The 20,364-nt window shown below is 72.7% G+C and carries 14 protein-coding genes; 8 read left to right on the forward strand and 6 right to left on the reverse strand.

The window, feature by feature from the left end:
- Positions 1 to 192 precede the first annotated feature (192 nt).
- From IE269_RS18865 to IE269_RS18895, 7 genes are all read left to right on the forward strand, one after another.
- Positions 193 to 1,782, forward strand: a complete 1,590-nt coding sequence (locus IE269_RS18865) for a dynamin family protein (protein ID WP_189824307.1) — start codon at positions 193 to 195, stop codon at positions 1,780 to 1,782.
- Positions 1,779 to 3,575 (forward strand): GTPase, encoded by a 1,797-nt coding sequence (locus IE269_RS18870; protein WP_189824166.1) that lies wholly within the window; start codon positions 1,779 to 1,781, stop codon positions 3,573 to 3,575. The genes IE269_RS18865 and IE269_RS18870 overlap by 4 nt, the downstream gene beginning before the upstream one ends.
- Positions 3,576 to 3,763: 188 nt before the next feature.
- The gene (locus tag IE269_RS18875) at positions 3,764 to 4,411 is read left to right on the forward strand and encodes a single-stranded DNA-binding protein (RefSeq protein WP_189824167.1); all 648 of its coding nucleotides are present in this window, start codon (positions 3,764 to 3,766) and stop codon (positions 4,409 to 4,411) included.
- Positions 4,412 to 4,623: 212 nt separating this feature from the next.
- Positions 4,624 to 6,117, forward strand: coding sequence for a Cys-Gln thioester bond-forming surface protein (locus IE269_RS18880; RefSeq protein ID WP_189824168.1), 1,494 nt, complete (start codon positions 4,624 to 4,626; stop codon positions 6,115 to 6,117).
- Between the two features lie 130 nt (positions 6,118 to 6,247).
- Positions 6,248 to 7,912, forward strand: a complete 1,665-nt coding sequence (gene ettA, locus IE269_RS18885) for an energy-dependent translational throttle protein EttA (protein WP_189824169.1) — start codon at positions 6,248 to 6,250, stop codon at positions 7,910 to 7,912.
- A gap of 6 nt (positions 7,913 to 7,918) precedes the next feature.
- Positions 7,919 to 8,374, forward strand: a complete 456-nt coding sequence (locus IE269_RS18890; RefSeq protein WP_189824170.1) for an acyl-CoA thioesterase — start codon at positions 7,919 to 7,921, stop codon at positions 8,372 to 8,374.
- On the forward strand, positions 8,371 to 9,048 hold the full coding sequence (locus tag IE269_RS18895) for a DUF8010 domain-containing protein (protein WP_189824171.1): 678 nt from the start codon (positions 8,371 to 8,373) through the stop codon (positions 9,046 to 9,048). The genes IE269_RS18890 and IE269_RS18895 overlap by 4 nt, the downstream gene beginning before the upstream one ends.
- Before the next feature lie 44 nt (positions 9,049 to 9,092).
- Here the strand turns inward: IE269_RS18895 and IE269_RS18900 are convergent, their stop codons facing one another.
- The 4 genes from IE269_RS18900 to IE269_RS18915 form a co-directional block, all read right to left on the reverse strand.
- Positions 9,093 to 10,043, reverse strand: a complete 951-nt coding sequence (locus IE269_RS18900) for an ABC transporter ATP-binding protein (RefSeq protein WP_189824172.1) — start codon at positions 10,041 to 10,043, stop codon at positions 9,093 to 9,095.
- Positions 10,040 to 12,757: an FtsX-like permease family protein gene (locus tag IE269_RS18905; RefSeq protein ID WP_189824173.1), complete on the reverse strand. Its 2,718-nt coding sequence runs from the start codon at positions 12,755 to 12,757 to the stop codon at positions 10,040 to 10,042. Before IE269_RS18905 ends, IE269_RS18900 begins: the two co-directional genes overlap by 4 nt.
- Positions 12,757 to 16,089, reverse strand: a complete 3,333-nt coding sequence (locus IE269_RS18910) for an ABC transporter permease (protein WP_189824174.1) — start codon at positions 16,087 to 16,089, stop codon at positions 12,757 to 12,759. Before IE269_RS18910 ends, IE269_RS18905 begins: the two co-directional genes overlap by 1 nt.
- 189 nt (positions 16,090 to 16,278) lie before the next feature.
- Positions 16,279 to 16,683: a globin gene (locus IE269_RS18915; protein WP_189824175.1), complete on the reverse strand. Its 405-nt coding sequence runs from the start codon at positions 16,681 to 16,683 to the stop codon at positions 16,279 to 16,281.
- 111 nt (positions 16,684 to 16,794) lie between these two features.
- Between IE269_RS18915 and IE269_RS18920 the strand changes: the two genes are divergently transcribed.
- Positions 16,795 to 17,763: a methyltransferase domain-containing protein gene (locus tag IE269_RS18920; RefSeq protein WP_189824176.1), complete on the forward strand. Its 969-nt coding sequence runs from the start codon at positions 16,795 to 16,797 to the stop codon at positions 17,761 to 17,763.
- 117 nt (positions 17,764 to 17,880) lie between these two features.
- Here IE269_RS18920 and IE269_RS18925 read toward each other — a convergent pair whose 3' ends face one another.
- Entirely contained in the window at positions 17,881 to 18,828 is a 948-nt protein-coding gene (locus tag IE269_RS18925) for an FHA domain-containing protein (protein WP_189824177.1), read from the reverse strand.
- A gap of 104 nt (positions 18,829 to 18,932) precedes the next feature.
- A complete protein-coding gene (locus tag IE269_RS18930; RefSeq protein WP_189824178.1) occupies positions 18,933 to 20,291 on the reverse strand; it encodes a vWA domain-containing protein in 1,359 nt (452 codons plus the stop codon).
- Positions 20,292 to 20,364 lie beyond the last annotated feature (73 nt).

Here is a 20,364-nt window from a genome sequence, read left to right on the forward strand (position 1 = left end):
GGCAGGTGCGAATCTCGCACCGCTTTTGGCGTCCCGCGCCCCGGGTGTTGTGCACTCGTTATGCCTGTGCCCCACTCGCCCCAAGTGTCCCAGGGTGCGCATTGTCCCCGATTGGGGGGATATCGGCGCGCAGAGACGGTCTATACGCTTCAAAAAGCGGTCATAATTGGGCATTCTTCGTATGTGGTGACCTTGGACGTACGGCCTCAGCTGCTCGACGCACTTTCCGCCCTGCGCGACCGTGTCGCCGCCGTGCGCCTCCCCTTTCCGCTGCCGGGAGTGCCCAGGGCCCGGCAGACACGGGTGGAGCTCCTCGCACAGCTCGACGACTATCTCGTGCCCCGGCTGCGCGACCCCGAAGCACCGCTGCTCGCCGTCATCGGCGGCTCCACCGGCGCCGGCAAGTCGACGCTCGTCAACTCCCTCGTGGGCAGACGCGTCACCGAGGCCGGTGTGCTGCGCCCGACGACGCGCACACCGGTACTGGTGTGCCACCCCGACGACCACCACTGGTTCGCGGGACAACGCGTACTGCCGCAGTTGACGCGCGTCTGGCACCCGGAACGGTGCGAGGAGGAGCAGGAGGGTGCTGCGGAAGCGGAGAGCGGGGTGCTGCGGGTGGAGACCTCCGAGTCGCTGCCGACAGGGCTCGCCCTCCTGGACGCCCCCGACATCGACTCCCTGGTGGCCGCCAATCGGGTGCTGGCGGCCGAACTCATCTGTGCCGCCGACGTCTGGGTGATGGTGACGACGGCTTCGCGCTACGCCGACGCGGTGCCGTGGCATCTGCTGCGTACCGCCAAGGAGTACGACGCCATGCTGGTGACCGTCCTGGACCGGGTGCCCCACCAGGTGGTCGGCGAGGTGTCACGGCAGTACGCGGCGCTGCTCACCCGTGCGGGCCTCGGCGAGGTGCCCCGCTTCACCATCCCCGAGCTTCCGGAGTCGGCGGGAGGGGGCAGCGGGCTGCTGCCGTCCACGGCCGTCGCACCGCTGCTGGAGTGGCTCACCCACCGGGTGCGCGACCCCGCCGCCCGCCAGCAGGCCGTCGCGCGCACCGCGCGCGGCGTCATGGATTCGCTCAACTCCCGGATGCCGGAGCTGGCGGGAGCGGTCTCCGCCCAGTACGCCGCCGCCGTACGGCTCACTTCGGCGGTGGAGGACGCGTACGAGAAGGAGGCGGAGCGCGTACGCAGAAGGCTGGAGCGCGGTGCGGTGCTCTCCGGCGACGCGCTCACCCGCTGGCGCGCGTACCCGGCGGACGCCACCGACAGGGAGCTCCTGGACTCCCTGGTGGACAGTCTCACCGCCCTGCTCCAGTGCGCCGTCGCCGCCGCAGACGAGCAGGTGCGCATCGCCTGGGGTGCCGAACCCGCCGCGGACGCGGTGGTTCCGGCCGGTCCCGACCCGGAGTCGGGCGAGCGCATCGGGCTGGCCGCACGCCGCTGGCGGCGGGTCCTGGAGGAACTGGCCGAGGAAGAGGTACGGGAGCTGGAGCGGCCCGCCGCGCCCGACGCCGAGACCGTCGCCGCCCTCCTCGCGGCGGCGCTGCTGGGCGGCAGGCGCGCCCGTTCGGCGGGGGAGCGGCTGGCCGAACGCATCGGGGCACAGGGCGCGCTCCGACTGCGCGATCGGGGCGGCGACCTGGTGACGACGTACATCGAAAGGGTGCTGCACGCCGAACGCGACCGGCGGCTGGCCCCCCTGGACGCGCTGGACGTGACGCCCGAGCCGCAGGCCGAGCTGATCGCCGCGCTGTCCGTGACGAAGAAGGAGAGGTGACGGCGGTGGGTGATGCGACGGCAGTGGAGACGGACGGTGCCGGGCGGCCGGGCGGCTGGGACGACGGGCTGATCGCCCGGCGGGCGGCGGACCGGCAGCAGGACGCGCACGCGCCCGCAGGGGGTGAGGGGCCGGAGGACTTCTTCGCGGAGGAGTTCGGCGACCTGCCGCCCGGCGGCGGCGAGTACGGGGCGGATCTGTCCGTACGCCTGGACGCGCTGCGGGAGTTGGTGGGCCTCTCGCGCGCCCGGCTCGCGGGCGACACCCTGCACGAGGCCGGGCGGGTGCTCGACGAGGCGGTGGCGCGGCGGCGGCTCTCCGCCCAGCACACCGTCGTCGCCGTCGCGGGCGCGACCGGAAGCGGCAAGTCCACGCTCTTCAACTCCCTCGCGGGGGTGAGGATTTCCGAGACCGGCCTCAAACGGCCCACCACCTCCGCGCCGATCGCGTGCAGCTGGACTGACGGCGCGGCCGGGCTCCTGGACCGCCTCGGCATCCCCGGACGGCTGCGCAGACGACCCTTCCAGGCCGGTACGGGCGCGGGCACCAGCGGCGACGAGGGCCTGCGCGGCCTGGTCCTGGTGGACCTCCCCGACCACGACTCGGCCGTCACCGCGCACCGCGAACAGGTCGACCGGGTGCTGGCCCTGGTGGACGCGGTGATCTGGGTCGTCGACCCGGAGAAGTACGCCGACGCCGCCCTTCACGAGCGCTATCTGCGCCCCCTCGCCGGGCACGCCGAGGTCACCTTCGTCGTCCTCAACCAGACCGACCGGCTGCCCGGCGAGTCCGCCGACCTCGTCCTGGACGACCTGCGCCGTCTCCTCGACGAGGACGGCATGGCGCTCGGCGAACACGGCGAACCCGGTGCCACCGTCCTCGCGCTGTCCGCCCTGACGGGTGACGGCGTGGAGGAACTCCGCGAGCTGCTGCGGGCGTTCGTGCAGGAAAGGGGCGCGGCGGGGCGGCGGCTCGCGGCGGACGTGGACGCGACGGCGGCCAGGCTGCGCCCGGTGTACGTGGCGGAGGGCAGGGCGGGACTGGGGGAGGGGGCGAGGGAGGAGTTCGCGGACCGGCTGGCGGCGGCGGTCGGCGCGGCCGCGGCCGGGGAGGCGGCCGAGCGGGAGTGGCGGCGCAACGCGGGCAAGGCGTGCGGGTCGCCGTGGCTGAGGCTGTGGCGCTGGTACGACGCGCGGCGCGTCCCCGGCGGCGGTGCGGCCCTGCCGGGGCGGGCGTTCGCACAGCCCAGGGACGTGGAGGTGACCGCCCGCCAGCGGGTCGAGCAGGCGGTACGGACCGTCGCCGACGCCGCGACCGACGGCCTGCCCGCACCCTGGGCGCAGGCCGTGCGGGAGTCGGCGGTGCGCGGGGCCGACGGGCTGCCCGAGGAGCTGGACGCGCTCGCGGCCGAGGCGGCGGTGCCGCGCGGCAACCCGCCCAGGCCCGCCTGGTGGCCGGCCGCCGTCCTCGCCCAGGCGGCCATGACGCTGCTTCAGATCTACGGCGGGCTGTGGCTGCTGGGCCAGGTCCTCGGGGTGCTGGAACCGAACCTGTTCCCGCCGTTCCTGCTGATGCTGGCCGGGGTGGTCGGCGGGCCGGTCGTGGAGTGGGGCTGCTGGGCGGCGGCCAGGGGCCCGGCGCGACGGTACGGGCAGGACGCCGAGCGGCGGCTGCGGGAGGCGGCGGCGGGCTGCGGCCGGGCGAAGGTCCTGGACCCGGTCTCGGCGGAGCTGCTGCGCTACCGGGAGGTGCGGGAGCGGTATGCGGCGGTGACGAGGGCGGGGCTCGGGTAGCGCGCGGCAGCCCCGGGCCCCCGGCCCCGTCGTGAAGGCCCCGTCACCCCTTCGGGTGGCGGGGTTTTCCCCATTCCGGCCGCTGTCCACAGGCCCCGGCGGGGACGGCGGAATCCGGTCAGCATGGACGGACCGATCGGCAGGACGGCCGGTTCGGACGATGCGAAGAGATGTGACGGGGGAGAGCAATGAACGACACGATGGTGACCCTGGTCGGCAACGCCGCCACCGCGCCCGTCTTCATGGAATCGGCGCTGGGCACGGGATCGGTGCGGCTGCGGCTCGCGGTGACCGCCCGGCGCTACGACCGTGAGCAGGACGTCTGGGTGGACGGCCCCACCAGCTTCTACACGGTGTGGGCCAGGCGCTCGCTCGCCGGGAACGTGGCCGGATCGGTGGACATCGGGGACCCCCTGGTCGTCTACGGCCGACTGCGCGTCAAGGACGGGGACAAGGACGACCGGCGCTGGCTCTCGGCGGACGTCGACGCCGTGGCGGTGGGCCACGACCTGACCCGGGGCACCTCCGCCTTCCGCCGGGTCGCCAAGGCGGACCCCCGCCTGGTGGAGCCCGCGGCCGTGCGGGAGGCCGCCGCCGCGGCCGAAGGCGGCGGGCCGCCCCGGGCGGGTTCGCCCGCGACCGTCGGATGGGGCGGCGAGATCCCGGTGAACTGGGCGGCACGCGGCGCCCCGAGCCGGAAGACCCCCGACCCGGACCCGCCGACGGCGGTTTCGGGCAAACCAGGGGAACCAGGAAAGCCAGGGAAGCCAGGGAAATCAGAGAAGCCAGGGAAACCGGAGAGGAAGTCCGACCAGCCGGTGGGCGCCCCCTTCTGACCGGACGTCACCACGCAAAGTGGCCAAGCACAAGGGGACGGTTACCGACGATAACGATTCCGATTCGGAATCGGACGTCTGGTCGCATGACGGGGAGCTGTCCGGCGTAGCGTCCTTAGGATTCCCGGATACCCATGGGGCTCTTGAGGTTGCAGGCGAGGCACTCCCCACACACGCACCATGCGAAAGAACCTCGCCCGGAGGGGACTTGCATGTTTGACGAAGCGTCGGCTTCGGAACGAAGGCACCGCACCGCCCGCGCGACCGGAGCCACCCGCACCACCCGTACCACCCGCGCGCTCCGCGGCGTCCGCCGTCTGGCCGCCCTCGCGCTGGTCCCCGGTCTGCTCCTGGCGGGCACCGTGGCCGGCACCGGCACCGCGACGGCCGAGGAGCAGCCGCGGACCCCGGGCGGCGTCGCCGCCACCCTCAGCAGGCTCACCGTCCACGGCACGGTCACCATCCGTGACGCCGGCGAGGAGTGGAAGACCGAGGCCGGCCTCTACGAGATGACCGTCACCGGCGGCGGCACGCTCCAGAGCTACGGCGTCGACCTGCGCACCGCCGCCCGCACCGGGACCACGTACAAGGAAGTCGGCTGGGACGAGTCCTCCCTGCACCAGAACAAGAACGCCGGGAAGATCCGCTGGATCCTGGAGCACTCCTACCCCCAGGTCAACGACCTCTCCGAGCTCGCCGAGCGGGCCGACGTGAAGTCCCTGGACGTCGAGGCCGCCGCGGCCGGCACCCAGGCCGCGATCTGGCGCTTCTCCGACGACGTCGAGGCCGTCCCCGCAGACCGGAGTGCCCGCAAGCTCGCCGCCTATCTGGAGCGGGCCGCCGAGCGGGCCCCGGAGCCCCAGGCCTCGCTCGTCCTGGACCCGCCGGCGCTGGCGGGCCGGGCCGGGGACCGGGTGGGCCCCGTCACCGTCCGCACCAGGGCGGACCGGGTCACCGTCGCCCCCTCGGCGGACGCCCCGCACGGGATGCGCATCGTCGACGCGGAGGACCGGGTGGTGCTCGACGTCGGCCGGGGCGCGCGGCTGTACTTCCACCTCCCCGAGGACGTCCCGTCCGGCACCGGCGCACTGACCGTGCAGGCCGACGCCCGGGTGTCCCTGGGCCGGGCCCTGGTCAGCGACACGCACAGCCAGACCCAGATCGTCGCCGGTTCCAGCGCCTCCACGGTCACCGCCGAGGCCAGCGTCATCTGGGCCGACAAGAAGGCCACCGGGGCGGTCCCGGCGCTCTCCGCGAAGAAGGACTGCGCCAAGGGCGCCGTCGCCCTCACCGGCACCAACGCGGGCGACGCCCCCTTCGCCTTCGAGCTCCTCGGCGCCCGGCACACCATCCCGGCGCACGGCACACGCAGGGTGACCATCCCGCTCCAGGAGGACCAGGCGTACGACCTCACGGTCTCCGGCCCCGACGGCCTGCGGAAGAACTTCAAGGGCGTCCTGGACTGCGAGACCGCGGGCGCCGTCGCCATCGGCACCGCCGACGCCCCCGCCAACCGCCCCACCCCCGCCACCGGCGGAAACCCCACCCCGCTGTCGGCCGCCCCGGGCGAGAACCTCGCCGAGACGGGCGCCTCGGGCGCCACCACCCCGATCCTCTACATCGCCCTCGGCCTGCTGGTCCTGGGCACCGGGGCCGTCGTCCTGCTCCGCAAGAAGAAGCCCGCCCCCACCCCCGAGGACCACTGACCACCGCCAGGACAGGGCCCACGGGCCCCCGCCCCCGGCCTCCCGGCGGACATCCGGTTTCCGCCGGGGGAGTGACGTCAGGCAAGATGGGGTGTATCTGCCCACCCCACGATCTGCCGGACGGTTTCTCTTGGCTGAGTTCATCTACACCATGCGCAAGGCGCGTAAAGCGCACGGCGACAAGGTGATTCTCGACGACGTCTTCCTGAACTTCCTGCCCGGCGCGAAGATCGGTGTGGTGGGCCCCAACGGTGCCGGTAAGTCCACCGTTCTCAAGATCATGGCCGGTCTGGAGCAGCCGTCCAACGGTGACGCGTTCCTGTCGCCCGGCTACAGCGTCGGCATCCTCATGCAGGAGCCGAAGCTCGACGAGTCGAAGACCGTCCTGGAGAACGTCCAGGACGGCGCCGCCGAGCAAATGGGCAAGCTCAAGCGCTTCAACGAGGTCGCCGAGCTCATGGCGACCGACTACAGCGACGAGCTCATGGAGGAGATGGGCAAGCTCCAGGAAGACCTGGACCACTCCAACGCCTGGGACCTCGACGCCCAGCTGGAGCAGGCCATGGACGCCCTGGGCTGCCCGCCCGGCGACTGGCCCGTCACCAACCTCTCCGGTGGCGAGAAGCGCCGTGTGGCGCTCTGCAAGCTGCTCATCGAGGCCCCGGACCTGCTCCTCCTCGACGAGCCCACCAACCACCTCGACGCCGAGTCGGTGAACTGGCTGGAGCAGCACCTCGCGAAGTACCCGGGTGCCGTCGTCGCCGTCACCCACGACCGTTACTTCCTGAACAACGTCGCCGAGTGGATCCTCGAGCTCGACCGCGGCCGCGCGATCCCCTACGAGGGCAACTACTCCACGTACCTCGACAAGAAGGCCACCCGCCTCAAGGTCGAGGGCAAGAAGGACGAGAAGCGCGCCAAGCGCCTCAAGGAAGAGCTGGAGTGGGTGCGGTCCAACGCCAAGGGGCGTCAGACCAAGTCCAAGGCCCGTCTCGCCCGGTACGAGGAGATGGCGGCCGAGGCCGACAAGATGCGGAAGCTGGACTTCGAGGAGATCCAGATCCCGCCGGGCCCGCGTCTGGGCTCGATCGTCGTCGAGGTCAACAACCTCTCGAAGGCCTTCGGCGACAAGGTCCTCATCGACGACCTCAGCTTCACGCTGCCGCGCAACGGCATCGTGGGTGTCATCGGCCCGAACGGTGCCGGCAAGACCACGCTGTTCAAGATGATCCAGGGCCTGGAGACGCCCGACAGCGGCTCCATCAAGGTCGGCGACACGGTCAAGATCAGCTACGTCGACCAGTCCCGCGCCAACATCGACCCCAAGAAGACGCTGTGGGCCGTCGTCTCCGACGAGCTGGACTACATCAACGTCGGCCAGGTCGAGATGCCGTCGCGCGCGTACGTCAGCGCCTTCGGCTTCAAGGGCCCGGACCAGCAGAAGCCGGCCGGGGTCCTCTCCGGTGGTGAGCGCAACCGCCTCAACCTGGCGCTGACCCTCAAGGAGGGCGGCAACCTGCTCCTCCTCGACGAGCCCACCAACGACCTCGACGTCGAGACCCTGTCGTCGCTGGAGAACGCACTCCTGGAGTTCCCGGGTGCGGCCGTCGTGATCTCCCACGACCGCTGGTTCCTGGACCGGGTGGCGACGCACATCCTCGCCTACGAGGGCGAGTCCAAGTGGTACTGGTTCGAGGGCAACTTCGAGTCGTACGAGAAGAACAAGATCGAGCGTCTGGGCGCCGATGCGGCCCGTCCGCACCGGGCCACCTACAAGAAGCTCACGCGAGGCTGATAGCTGGTGTCCCGGCACATCTACTCCTGCCCCCTGCGCTGGTCGGACATGGACGCCTTCGGGCACGTCAACAACGTCGTCTTCCTGCGGTACCTGGAAGAGGCGCGGATCGACTTCATGTTCCGGCTCGCGCCGGGGGAGGGCAGCACGTCCTTCACGGGCGGGTCCGTCGTGGCCCGTCACGAGATCGACTACGTGCGGCCCCTCGTCCACCGGCACGAGCCGGTGCGCATCGAGTCCTGGGTCACGAAGATAGGCGCGGCGTCGCTGACGATCGCGTACGAGATCAAGGACCCCGAGCAGGTGTACGTACGGGCGTCCACGGTCGTGGTCCCGTTCAACCTGGCGGAGGGGCGGCCCCGGCGGATCTCCGCCGAGGAGAAGTCCTTCCTGCTGGAGTACCTGGACGACGACGCGAAGCCCGCGGACGTCACGGCCGTCGCCAAGGCCGTGGCGGCATGAGCGTGCGGGCGGGCCTGCGGTCGCTGGAGCTCGACGGTTCCGGGGAGGCGGCGGACCTCGCCGCCTTCCTGGGCCGTCTGCTGCGCTACGACCGGGCCGCCGCCGTCCGCCTCCAGGCGCACGGCGGCGCGCTCGCGGTCTTCGGCCGCCCGCCGTCCTTCGACGTCCTCGCGGTCCGCACCGCCCGCCTCACGGGTACGGCGGACCTGGACGTGACCGTGTCCGCCGGTGAACTCCTCGACGGGATCGAGGAGTCCACGGGTGCGCTGCGGATTCCGCAGGCCGTCACCGGGCCGCCGTGGGCCGGGCTGCTGCCGCCGCGCGGCGGCTGGCACCAGGTCGAGGGCGTACCCGACGCCGAGGCCATGCGGGGCGTGGTGGCGGCGGCCGTCGCCGAATTCCGCGCCCGCGACGAGCAGTTGGGCGAGGCGGGGCGCACCCGAGAGGCCCGGGACCGGATCGGCGGCGACATCTGGTCGCGCACGCTGGCCGGCACCGAACTGCCGCTGCGCGCCGTGCACGCCGCCCAGTCGCTGGGCTTCCTGCGCCCCGGAGTGCCGGTGGCGCTCCTCACGGCGGGCACCTGGCTGCGGCTGCGCACACCGTACGGGTCGGTGACCCTGCGCCGGGCCACCACGGGCGGGCTGGGCGCGCTCCGGGTCGGCCCGGCCTGAACCGCGGGGCCCCTGAGGGCCCCGCGCGTTGTGGACCGTACCCCTTACTTCTGGTCGTCCGGCCACACCCCGATGTGGTCCGCCTCCAGCTCCAGCATCACCCGGTGCCGCATGTCCAGCGACTCCGTGTATTCGGCGGGGAGTTGCAGGCGGCCCGCCCGGTCGAGCATCGCGTACTCGCGGGCGACCACCGACTCCTGGCCGGTCGCCTCGTCCACCTCGGTGCGGCGCAGCACCTCCGTCGAGGTGCGGCCGTCGCGGATGGCGACGGTGCGGCGGACCTCGGTGGCGACCGTCTGGTCGTGGGTGACGATGACGATCGTGGTGCCCAGTTCCTCGTTGGCCCGCCGGAACGCGGCGAAGATGGATTCGGCGGTCACCGAGTCCAGTTCACCGGTCGGTTCGTCCGCGAGCAGTACGGACGGCTCGTTGGCGAGCGCCACCGCGATGGCCACCCGCTGCTGCTGGCCGCCCGACATCTGCGAGGGACGCCGGTCGCGGAGCTCGGAGACCTCCATCATCTTCAGCAGGCTCTCCACCCGGGCGGTCCGCTCGGCGTTCTTGCCGCGCCCCTTCAACTGCATGGGCAGGGCCACGTTCTGAGCGGCCGTCAGATACGGCAGGAGGTTGCGGGCGGTCTGCTGCCAGATGAAGCCGACGACATTGCGCCGGTAGTGCAGCCGCTCCTTGGCGCCCATGGTGAGCAGGTCGCAGCCCGCCACCTTCGCCGCGCCCGCCGTCGGCTCGTCCAGCCCGGCCAGGATGTTCATCAGCGTCGACTTGCCGCTGCCGGAAGCGCCGACCAGGGCCATCAAGTCGCCCTTCTGGACGAGGAGATCGAGCCCCTGGAGGGCCTGCACCTCCACCCCGTCCGTGGTGAACACCCGCACCAGCCGGTCACAGGTGATCAGCGCGTCGTGGCCGAACGCGGGCTTCTCGCGCCGCGAGGTGGCCGCACGCTCCAGATCCGCGAGGGTCGTAGTCGTATCGGTCATCGAGCGTCTCCTGCCCTGAGTTCTGTCGTGGTGGTGCGCCGCGTGGTCCACCACGCCTGGAGTGCCGCCACACCGATCGCGATGCACACCACCGCGACGGCCGGTACCAGCAGCGAGACGCCGTCCGTGCGCAACGGGGCCGAGGCGGTGCCCACCCAGTGGGTGTGCGTCGCCAGCGCCAGCGCGGCCAGGTCGATGTTCGGGGCCAGCAGCTCGATCGCCGCCCAGCCCACCAGCGCCCCGCCGCAGGCCGCGAGCAACGCCTGCGGCAGCGATTCGAAGACCAGCAGCTTCCTGCTCTGCCCCCGGGTCAGGCCCATCGTGCGCAGCCTGGCCAGCAGCGCGGCGCGCTCCGGCGAGCTCTGCAGCAGCGACAGCAGTACGGCCAGGACCGCGAAGCCCGCACCGGCCGCGATGGCCGCCGCGTACACCTGCTCGGCGCCCTTCTGGAGCGGCGGGTCGCTGAGCGCGGCCCGTTCCTCGGTGCGCAGCTTGACCTCCGTGCCCCGGCCCGCCGCCGCTTGGAGCGCCTTCCGGTCCAGGTCGCTGCCCGTGATCATCAGGGTGGTCGGCCTGAAATCGGCGAGCGCCGCCTTGTCGATGACCAGGAACTCCCGCTCGTCCATGACGGGCGTCGCCGTCAGGGTGCCGCCCAGGCGCGCCGTGAAGTAGCCGAAGTGGACGCTGCGCAGCTCCCGGTCCTTGCCCGCCAGACGCTTGGCCGTCTTCGGCGAGGCGAGCACGGGGAACACCTTGCCCTGCGGGGCCAGCGCCTTCGGGTCGAAGACGCCGATGCCGGTGCGGCGGGACAGCTTCGCGTACGACGCGGAGTCGACGGCGACCAGGGTGACCTCGGGCTTGAAGTCCTGCAGGGACAGGCGGTAGTCGATGCCGACCGGGCTGATCTCCCGCACGCCCGTCGCCTTCTGCACCGCGGCGACGGTCTTCGCGTCGAGGGAACTCCCGGCACGCCGCACCAGGGCGTCCCCGCCGACCGTCACCGTGGCGGCACGGTCCCGCGAGTCGGAGACACCGGCCAGCACGGAACCGCCGAACGCGGCCGTCGACAGGGCGATCAGCAGGGCCAGCAGCGGCAGCGTCGCCGTGGCCGGCGCCCGCCCCGACCGGGCCGCCGCCAGGAAGCCGACCACGCCCCGGCGCAGCGCCAGCGGGCGCGCCACCAGTCGCAGGGGCAGCGGGTACAGCCGTACGAGAACGAAGGAGGCGATCACCGCGACGAGCACCGGCGCCGCGCTGACCAGCCCGTCGACCCCGCTTCCCGTGCCGCGCCGGTTCAGCGCGGCGACCGCGCCCGCCGTCAGGACGACGAAGGTCAGCTCGACGACCGTGCGCCTGCGGGACGGCTTCGCCCGGACCAGGTCGGCCCGGTCCCCGTGCGCCTTGGGCCGCAGATGGGCCAGGGCGGCCCGTACCGGCAGCCCGGCCACGGCGAGGGCCGCGACGGCTGCCGCGGCGAGCACCGACGCAGTGGTGCGCGCCCCCGGCAGCAGCAGGAAGGCGGCCAGCCAGCCCACGGCCGCGGCGGGCACCGCCATCACGGCCAGCTCCGCACTCAGCCGCCCGGCCATGCCCCGCACCGAGCCGCCGCGGGCCCGCAGCAGGGCCAGTTCGCTGTGCCGGCGGGCGGCGGCGAGCGCGCCCGCCATGAGCAGGACGACCGCCGCGACCGTACCCACGCCGAATCCGGCGACGGCGACGACCGGGTCGATCACCGAACGGCTCTTGAGGTGGCCCGTGACCAGGGCCTCCAGGTCGGTGGTGACGCTGACCGTCGGGTTGGTCCGCTCGCGCAGCACGCTCTGCGCGGGGCCGCTCTCCAGGGACGCGACCACGCTGGTCAGCGGGCCGGCGTCGGACGAGATCAGGTCGTCCGTACGGGGCGCGAAGTCCCAGTAGGTGATCGGAAGGGCCCCCAGCCGCGCCAGGACGGGCCCGGCCTCCAGCGGCAGCAGCACCTCGGCCGACCAGAAGTCGGTGTCGCCCGTCAGGTCGGCGGCCTTGACCACCGGGGTGTGCATTTCGGGGCGGACGTCCCAGTACAGGGAGTCGGTGCGCAGCGGCTGGACGATGCCGGTGACCTTCACGGCGACGGTGCCGCTGCCGGTCTTCTCCTGCAGGTGCAGCACCGCACCGACCTTGATGCGCAGGTCGCGGGCGGTCGCGGTGGTGACCACGCCCTCCAGCTGCGCCTCTGCGGAGGTGTCCTCGCCGGGCGGCGGCGGCCGGTAGGCGGCCGCCCGCCCCTGGACCAGCTGGGAGTGCTTGGCCAAATCCGAGCGGGTGGACAGGGCCAGCTCAGCGGGCTCCAGGCTCAGCCGGGGCAGCCACTTGTCCTGGCCCACCAGCGGCTTGGGGGAGCGGACTCCGTAAGCGGAGTCGGCGAGGTCCACCGCCAGCGGGGAGGAGAGCGTCTTGAGGATGTTCTGCCGGCCGCTGAGCAGTTGCTCGGGGGTCAGGATCCGGTCGCTGTCCGGGAGGAACTGGGTGTCGGAGGCGACCTGCACGATCCGCTGGTCGGCCGGCGCCGTGCGCAGCGCGTGCCGCAGACCGGCGTCCTCGTACCGGTCCACCGCCCGGGGATAGGAGGCGGCGAGGAACGCCGTGATCAGGACCAGGACGCCCAGGGCGACGGCGGCGCCGGGCGCGGAGCGCAGTCGGGTGCGCACCCAGGGGGCGACAGCGCGGTGGCTCATCAGTTGCCGCCTCCTTGGAAGCGCAGAGTGGTGGCAGGGTCGCCGCGGCGCAGCGCGAGCAGCAGGACGACCAGCAGGGGTACGGCGACGACGCCGGCCAGCAGTACGGCGACCTGCCCGGCGGGCAGTTGCACCAGGACGTGGGGCAGCGGCTGGGTGGCCTGCCCGGTGAGCACGATCAGCGGGACCACCGCCCGGGTCAGTACGGCACCCAGCGCCACGCCCACGACCAGCGCGATGCCGATCAGGAGGGACTGCTCGGCGGCGATCAGCCGGGCCAGTTGCCTGGGCGGCGCCCCGAGCGCCCGGAGCACGGCGAACTCCGCGGTGCGTTCCCGCAGCGAGCCCATCGCGCCGACGGCGAAGCCGACCGCGGCCAGCAGCGCCGCCACCACGGCCACCGCGAGAAGGGCCGCCTGGGGGCCGGCCCCCAGGGGGTCGTCCCGCAACTCCCGCAGCATCTCGTCCCGTACGACCACCTGGGAGGGGTCGAGGTCGGAGCGCTTGCGCAGCTCGGCGGCCGTCTGCGCGGTCTCGCCCGCCTTGGTGGCCAGCCACCATTCGTCCGGTGCCAGTGCCATCGCCTGGCGCCGGTTCAGTTCCCGGTTGAGGGCGCGCAGGTCCAGCAGCAGACCGCCGCCGTCCCGCTTGGCGTCGGCGGCGTTGCCGGTGGGGGTGAGGGTGGCGGGGCCGGTGGTGGGCAGTTGCCGCACGGTGTCGGTGATATGGACGGTCAGGGTGGTGCCGGCCACCTCGATGTCGATGTCGGAACCGACCTTCGCGCCGGCCGACGCCAGGAAGTCGTCGGTGACGACGGCGTTCAGCGGGCCCGGCCGGGGGTCGGACGCGGTGAGCCGTACGGAGGTCTCGGGGAAGTACTGGGCGTAGATGTCGAACGGGATGTCGTTCGAACCGGTGTCGAAGGTGACCCGCAGCAGCTTGGCGCCGTCCGCCTTGCCGACGGCAAGGACCTTCTCGGCATCGGGTTTGCTGTCCCGTTCCAGCAGTACGTCGACCGCCTTGCCGGTCCAGTCCAGCTCCGCGGGCTTCGCCGCGGCGGCGCCGTCCGCGCCCCGGACCGCGTCCACGGTCAGCTGCAGGGCCTCCCCGATCTTGGGGGGCATCGCGACCGTCGCCTCCAGGCCCGTGATGAGCAGGGGCCGGGCCGGGTTGCCCGCCGCGGCGAGGTCCACGGTCAGTTGCTGGGTGCCCGCGCCGACGTTCAGCTTTCCGGCGGGCAGCCGGTGGGCCGTGCCGTACCGGTCCTCGACGACGACGAGCACCTCCGCCGTCCTCACCTTCGACGCGGTGCCGTCCGGGCGGCCGAGCGTCAGGTCCAGGCCGATCCGGTCGCCCTCGGGCACCGGGATGCCGTCGCGCTTGCGGTCGGTGCCGCGCAGTGCGGCGGTCCGCTTGCCGACGGCGGGCGAGCCGCCCTCGACGAGGTCCCCGCGCAGGCGCATGCCTTCGGAGGCGTGCGCGGTGTCCAGCGCCAGCAGCGTCCCCGCCCGGTCGCCGGACAGCGGAACGGTGCGGCGTGCGGCGGGCGCCACGGAGAGCACCCCGGGGGTCTTGCGGTACTGCTCCCCGGCGTCCGCACCGGCTGCCGCGCTGTCGGTGATCCGGATGGAGGCCCCGCTGCGGAAGTCCGCCTGGTCCTCCTGGGAGCGGTTCCAGGACGCGCCCTGCCCGATGGCGAGCATGCCCATCGCGACGGCCAGCACCAGCAGCAGCACCGGTCCGGTGCCGCGCAGCGGCCGCCGGCTGAGCTGCCAGCCGGCCAGCGCCACGGGCAGTGCCCGCCCGCTCGCCGCCCGCTTCTCCGCGAGGCGCGCCAGCGGGGGCAGCAGCCGCAGAGTCAGGACGGTTCCGGCCAGCAGCGCCAGCGCGGGCGCTGCGACCAGCAGCGGGTCCACGCCCAGTTCGCCGCTGCGGTCGCCGGTCAGCGGCCCGCTGCCCGAGGTCTGCCGGTCCAGCTGCCAGTACGCGACGGCCGCGATCACCAGCAGCGCGATGTCCGCGCCCGCCTTCATCGGCGCGGGCACCGAACGGCCCTTCTTCTCGCGTCCCGCGGCCAGCGCCGGGGTCACCACCGCCAGCGCGCACCCGGCGCCCACCGCGACGCCGACCAGCCAGATCCCCGGCGTCGGGCCCGTGGACTCCAGGGTGAGCCCGATCCGCCCGAGCGCGCCCTGCCCCGACAGCAGCCGGGCCAGCGGGCCCGCCAGCAGCGGTGCGAGCACGGCGGCGGGCAGCGCGAGCAGGGCCGCCTCGATCGCGGACAGGCTCACGATGCGCTGCCGGGAGCCGCCGCGCGCCACCAGCAGCGAGGTCTCGCCCGCCCGTTCGGCGCTCAGCAGCCGGGCCACGAGCAGCAGTGCGTATCCGGCCAGCAGGACCAGCTGCAAGGACACGATCAGCAGCGTCGAACGCGACACCAGCAGCGCCCGCTGCGCCTGGTCCATCACCTGGGGCAGCCCGTTGGTGACGGCCACCGCCGGATAGAACGGCCGGGTGGCGTTGACGTACGCGGTGCCCTTCACGGCCGCCTCGCGCAGCGCGGCGATCCGCCCGGTGTCCACGGCGGTGAAGTCCGCGGTGACCGTCCAGGCGACGGAGCCGAAGGACACGGCGGAGGTACGCAGCAGGGCCGGGTCGGCGAGCAGCGGCCCGTAGGAGGTGAAGGTGGCGGCGCGGATGCCGCGGCCGTTCAGCTCCTCCATCTTCCAGTACGGGTCGGCGGGCTTCTTCGCCTCGTACAGGCCCGTGACACGGACCTTCCGGGGCGGGCCCGAGAGGCGGTCGGTGAGCGTGAGGACGTTCGGTCCCGGGGTGAGCTTCAGCTCCTTGGCAGCGTTGTCAGGGAGCGCCACCTCGATGACTGCGTTCTTGTCACCGGCCTTGGGGGCGGGCCCCGGCCAGGCTCCGGCCGTCAGCCGCACCCGGTCGCGGTCGATGCCGGCGAACCGGGTCAGACCGGGTTCGCCGCTCTTGCCGGTCGGCGGGCGCAGGGTGCGCGGCAGCGCGTAACTGCCGGACTGGTTCAGGACGGTGGTGCGGGTCGGCAGCCCGTCGAAGGTGCGCCGCGCCGCTTCCCGTACGACCTTGTCGGCCTCGGCCCGCTGCTCCTCGCGGACGCTGCTGCTCGTGATGGTCAGCGCGGCCGCCGCGGCGTCGCGCGAACCCAGCGAGCGGCGCAGCCCCGCGTCCCCGATGGAACCGGAGAAGGCGGTCAGCGCCGCCAGTACGGAGGTGGTCAGCAGGACCGCGAGCAGGGCCGCCGCAAGCAGCAGCCGGTGCGCGCGCACCCGCAGAAAGACAAAACCCGTCACCCGTCCCCCTGAACACCCTGCGTGGAAAGAGCTATGTAAGCCCTTTCGGGATGCTGTCAGAGGAACAGAGTGACGGAAACCGCTTGCCGTTCCGACTTGATCTGATCGTGATCGAATTTCGGCGGTTAATAACCGAATTTCGGTCAACAGTGGGCTACTTTGCCCAACTTCACATCGCTATCGGGTAGTTCAGCCCTCGGTGTTGACCATGGAGGCGGCGGCGTACGTCATGTAGTTCCACAACTGCCGCTCGTGCTCGGCATCCAGCCCCAGCTCGTCGATCGCGTCCCGCATGTGGGTGAGCCACGCGTCGTGCGCCGCCCGGTCGACCTTGAACGGCGCGTGCCGCATCCGCAGCCGCGGATGGCCGCGCTCGTCGCTGTAGGTGCGCGGGCCGCCCCAGTACTGCATGAGGAACAGCCGGAAGCGCTCCTCGGCCGGACCGAGATCCTCCTCCGGGTACATCGGCCGCAGCAGCGGGTCCTCGGCGACCCCCTGGTAGAAGCGGTGCACCAGGCGACGGAAGGTCTCCTCCCCGCCGACCTGCTCGTAGAAGGTCTGCTCCTGAAGCGTTCCCCGCGGAATCTCGTTCACCGCTCCATCGTCTCAGACGCCCCGGCCGAGGACTCGGGTCCTAGGGCTTCTCCGGGCCCTGTCCGGGGGGCCCTCTCGCCAAGGGGACGGCGTACGCGCCACAGTGGGCGTATGGGCGCAGCAGCGGAGTCCGGGGACAGTTACGCGTACGCCGAGGAGCGGGCCGCTCTCGTCACGGAGATCGCCGCGGCCGGAGCACTGAAGGACCCCGCCTGGCGGGCGGCCTTCACCCAGGTGCCCCGGCACCTGTTCGTGCCGTACTGGTTCCGCCCGGGACCCGGCGGCTACGAACGCCTCTGGGCCGAGGACCCCGACCCCCGCCGCCGGGCCCGCTGGCTGCACGGCGCCTACGCCGACACGGCGCTGGCCACCCGGGTACGGGACGGCGTGCTGCTCTCCTCCAGCAGCCAGCCCTCGCTGATGGCCCGGATGCTGGACGAACTGGAGGTACGGGACGGCCAGGGCGTCCTGGAGATCGGCGCGGGCACCGGCTACAACGCGGCGCTGCTCTCGCACCGCCTCGGCGAGGAGCACGTCACCACCCTCGACCTCGACCCCGAGATCGCCGAGTCGGCACGCGCACACCTGCGCCGGGCCGGCTACGCACCGACGGTGGAGACGGGCGACGGGGCCAGGGGCTGCCCGGCGCGCGCCCCCTTCGACCGGATCATGGCCACCTGCACGGTGCCCTCGGTGCCCCGCGCATGGCTGCGGCAGTGCGTGCCGGGTGCACGGATCCTGGCCCCCCTCTCGACGGGCCTGATCGCGCTGCGGGTACGGGACGCGGGCTACGCCGAGGGCCGCTTCCTGCCCACCCCCGCCTACTTCGTACCGTTGCGCGGGGGCCTGGGCGTGCCGACCCCGCGCTACACGGGCGGACTGCCGCGCACCGCGCTGGAGAACGACCTGTTCCGCTTCCTGCTCTCACTGAGCACGAGCAGCCTCGACCCGCACGAGGCACTGGCCCTGTGGCACCTGGAGGGCCGTCCCCGCCGCGAACGCTTCGGCGTCACGGTGACGTCAACGGGCCAGTGGGCCTGGCTGGACGACCCGGACGGCCCGTACGCGTGGCCCCTCTAGGGGCGCGGGGAACTGCGCGAGCAACCCACCACAAAGCCGCGCGGCGAGCGCTTTAGGTGAAGGGGCGGGACAGGGGCACAAACCGGGGGTCCGGGGGCAGAGCCCCCGGCCGTGACCTCAGCCCCGGTGAATCCGGATCGTCGTCCACGCCCCCACGTGCACCCGGTCCCCGTCCTGCAGCCCCACCGGCACGTACGGCTGGATCGGCTCCTCGCCCCCGTTGATCGTCGTACCGTTCGTCGAGTTCTGGTCGACGACCGCCCACGACCCGTCCGGCTGCTCCACCAGCACCGCGTGCTGGTGCGAGACACCCGGGTCCTCCGGCGGCACCGCGAGATCCACGTCCGGGGACTCCCCGGTGGAGTGCCGGCGCCGCCCGATGGTGATCTGGTTGCGCCCACTGAGCTGGATCTGCTGCTCGGGGGAGTACGCGGGAAGGTTCAGCCCGCCCGCCTCCGGCCCGCTGCGCTGCATCATCGCCATGAAGTAGTCGCGGTCCGGCCCGACGGTGGCGGTCCACTGCCCGCCGCCCGGCCGGCCCTGCTGCGGATACCCGTACCCGCCCTGCTGCTGCTGTTGCTGCTGCGACGGCGGCGGCAGCATCCAGTCGTCGTCACCGCCGCCGGTGTGCTGCTGCTGGCCGTGGCCGCCCTGCTGCGGGTAGCCGCCCTGGTCGGGGTAGCCCCCCTGCTGCGGGTACGGCTCGGCCGGCCGGTTCATCTGCGAGGGCCGCGAACCCTGGTACTCGTACGGGTCGCGTCCCTGCTGCTGTCCGTACCCCTGCTGCTGCATGTGCTGCTGCGGCGGCTGGGCGTACGTCGCCTGCTGGGTGAGGAAGTTCCAGCGGCATTCCTCGCAGTACGGAGCCATCGGCTCACGCGGCGTGCGGCACTGCGGGCACAGTTCGGCCTGGGCGGTGGCGTCGGGGCCGTACCCGCCCTGGCCCTGCTGCGGATATCCGTAACCGGGCTGCGGGGGCGGCGGCACGGCGCCGGCCATGCGATGGCCGCAGACCTCGCACCAGTCGTCGGAACCCGACTGGTGTCCGTTCGGGCAGGTCGGCATGTCGGCGCTTCCCCCTCTCCTCGTCCGGCCCGCAGGCCGTACACAAGCTCTTCGGCGTCTCCCGGTCTGGAGACAATCCGTGATCGAAAACGGTTGTACTGGATTTACTTCTTTACTCGGACGGTCTTCGTGGACCGGGTTTCGAGAGTCATCTCGTCCGCCTCCGCGACCTTCGCCTTCAGCCGCACAGTACCCGTCGCCTCGTCGACGACGTCCACCACCTTCGCAAGCAGTTTCGCAGTATCCGCGTTCCCGGAGGCGGCCGCGAGCTGTACCGCCCGTCCCAGTTTGGCCGTCGCGCCGTCGAAATCGCCCGACTTCCGTGCATCCAGGCCCTGTTGGATTGCTTGTGCAAGTTCCGCCTGGCCCGTGTAGTGGGCGACCTGCGGATTGATGGAGGTGGAGGCCGCCATGTCGTCCGTCCACACCGCGCGCACCAGCCCCTGCGACAGCGTCTGCGGGGTGCCGCCCGCCGGGTCCGGGAGGATCAGAGAGACCCGTGCGGCCAGCATTTCCTGGCCCACACCGGCCTCGGGGACCTGCACACACACGTGGTAGTCGCGGGACTCGTCGCCCCAGGAACCCGTCGGGTAGTCGCCCGCGCGGGGGCCCGCCTCGGTCCTGCGGCCGGTCAGCTCCTCGACCGTCGGAGCGACCTGCTTGACGAATTTGATCTCCACGCCGACCGGGGTCCACAGCCGCAGATTCACATCCGCGACCTCCTTGCCCATCGCGTTCTCCATCATCTGCGTGAAGTCCGCGGCGAGCCCCGAGGGGTCCGCGACGATGTCGGCCGTGCCGAGGAGCGCGGAGGCGATCCCTGTGACCTCCTTCACCTCCCAGTCCGTCCCCACCCCGCGCGCGTCACAGGTGAAGCGGCCCGCGACGGCCTCCAGGGTGGCGGCCAGGTCCTTGGGCGACTCGTGCTCGTTGCGGCCGTCGGTCAGCAGGATGCCGTGCCGGATCGGGGCCTCGGAGGTGGCCAGGAGCCGGTCGGCCAGCCGCAGCCAGGTGCCGATCGCGGTGCCGCCGCCCGCGGTGAGCGAACGCAGCGCCTCCTTGGCCTGGCCCCGGGTGGACGCGTCGGCGACCGCCAGCCTGCCCTGGCCCGGGTAGACCTCCTTGGCCAGGTGGGTGCCGCCGACCACCGCGAAGGCGGTCCCGTCGCGCAGCGCGTCGATCGCCGCGGCCGTCGCGTCCCGGGCGCCGCGCATCTTCGTCGGCGGGTAGTCCATCGAACCGGAACAGTCCACCATGATCACCACGGCCGCCGTGGGGGCGGCTCCGGGTATCTGCGAGGGCGCGGCGGAGACGCCCGTCAGGGGCGCGCCGCCGCTGGTGCCGCCGCCGGTCGACGTCACGGTGACGATCGCGTTGACCTCGCGGCCGCCCTCCGGCAGGAACTCGTTCTGGTACACGTCGACGGAGAACTGGGGCGCGTGGGACTTGGAGAAATTGGCCATCGAATCGGCTCCTGGTGAGTCCTGCGGAGAGTGCGAACCTGCGGAATCCTGTGGGGCTGCGGGGGCGTCCGCG

The organism is Streptomyces spiroverticillatus, from assembly GCA_014650415.1.
GTDB lineage: Bacteria > Actinomycetota > Actinomycetes > Streptomycetales > Streptomycetaceae > Streptomyces > Streptomyces spiroverticillatus.

Bases quoted from the DNA above. Each gene is read 5' to 3' on its own strand.
- IE269_RS18875 (WP_189824167.1), top strand. From the start codon at position 3,764: ATGAACGACACGATGGTGACCCTGGTCGGCAACGCCGCCACCGCGCCC.
- IE269_RS18880 (WP_189824168.1), top strand. From the start codon at position 4,624: ATGTTTGACGAAGCGTCGGCTTCGGAACGAAGGCACCGCACCGCCCGC.
- IE269_RS18895 (WP_189824171.1), top strand. From the start codon at position 8,371: ATGAGCGTGCGGGCGGGCCTGCGGTCGCTGGAGCTCGACGGTTCCGGG.
- IE269_RS18900 (WP_189824172.1), bottom strand. From the start codon at position 10,043: ATGACCGATACGACTACGACCCTCGCGGATCTGGAGCGTGCGGCCACC.
- IE269_RS18905 (WP_189824173.1), bottom strand. From the start codon at position 12,757: ATGAGCCACCGCGCTGTCGCCCCCTGGGTGCGCACCCGACTGCGCTCC.
- IE269_RS18920 (WP_189824176.1), top strand. From the start codon at position 16,795: ATGGGCGCAGCAGCGGAGTCCGGGGACAGTTACGCGTACGCCGAGGAG.
- IE269_RS18925 (WP_189824177.1), bottom strand. From the start codon at position 18,828: ATGCCGACCTGCCCGAACGGACACCAGTCGGGTTCCGACGACTGGTGC.
- IE269_RS18930 (WP_189824178.1), bottom strand. From the start codon at position 20,291: ATGGCCAATTTCTCCAAGTCCCACGCGCCCCAGTTCTCCGTCGACGTG.